This is a genomic window from Dankookia rubra (assembly GCF_004355005.1).
Classification (GTDB): Bacteria; Pseudomonadota; Alphaproteobacteria; order Acetobacterales; family Acetobacteraceae; genus Paracraurococcus; species Paracraurococcus ruber_A.
In genome coordinates this window covers 1-665 of the sequence record NZ_SMSJ01000326.1, presented here as the reverse complement: position 1 = coordinate 665, position 665 = coordinate 1, and the positions used below count along the sequence as shown (strand labels likewise).

The following is a 665-nucleotide window of genomic DNA, read 5'->3' as shown; positions in this document are numbered from 1 at the left end:
GGACAAAGACGGGCTCAGGCTTGGACGCCGTTTGAACACCAGAGTCGGAGATTTTGCGATGACACGGTGACTCGACCTTTGACAGAGAAACACCCCATGTGAGGGGATCTACCGCGACCCGGTCCGCTCCAGCCACGGCCATTTCGCCAAGGCAAGTGGCCTGCGCTGGCTCAGCCTCATGCTGCTGGTGCCGATCTCCTGGGCCGGGCGGGTCTGGGCGCTGCCGTTCCTGACGGCCCTTGCCCCTTCGGAGCGCTACTGCCGCGAGCGCCGATTGCGCCACAAGAAGCTGACCGACTGGGGATGGCAGTTGGTCCTGCAGGCCCGTCGCTGGATGCCGGGCCGGCGCCTGGTCCTGGCGACCGACAGCGGCTTCTCCGCGCTCGAGCTCCTGGCCGCCCTGCTGCGGCAGGAGGTCACCTGCGTCACTCGCCTGCGGCTCGACGCCGCTCTCTGCCAGGCTGCGTGAATGGCCAAAGTCGAGCTTAGAAGCTGTACGCGAAATAACCGGACTTTCTGTGCCGACTTCGACACTGGGTTTGTCCCGCTCTGGTGGCTCTTCCGCAGGAAGCGTGGTTGATGCTGCCAAGTGCGCTGCGGCTTGGCTGGCCCGGTAGTAACATGCGGGATGAAGGACCTTCACCTCCTGCCAGGATGCCGCATCC

1 protein-coding gene is annotated in these 665 nt (G+C 65.0%); it reads left to right on the top strand.

Features of this window, described 5'->3' with window-relative positions:
- Nucleotides 1-106: 106 nt before the first annotated feature.
- The gene (locus E2C06_RS36840; RefSeq protein WP_277751930.1) at nucleotides 107-469 is read left to right on the top strand and encodes a transposase; all 363 of its coding nucleotides are present in this window, start codon (nucleotides 107-109) and stop codon (nucleotides 467-469) included.
- The last annotated feature ends 196 nt before the right edge of the window (nucleotides 470-665 follow it).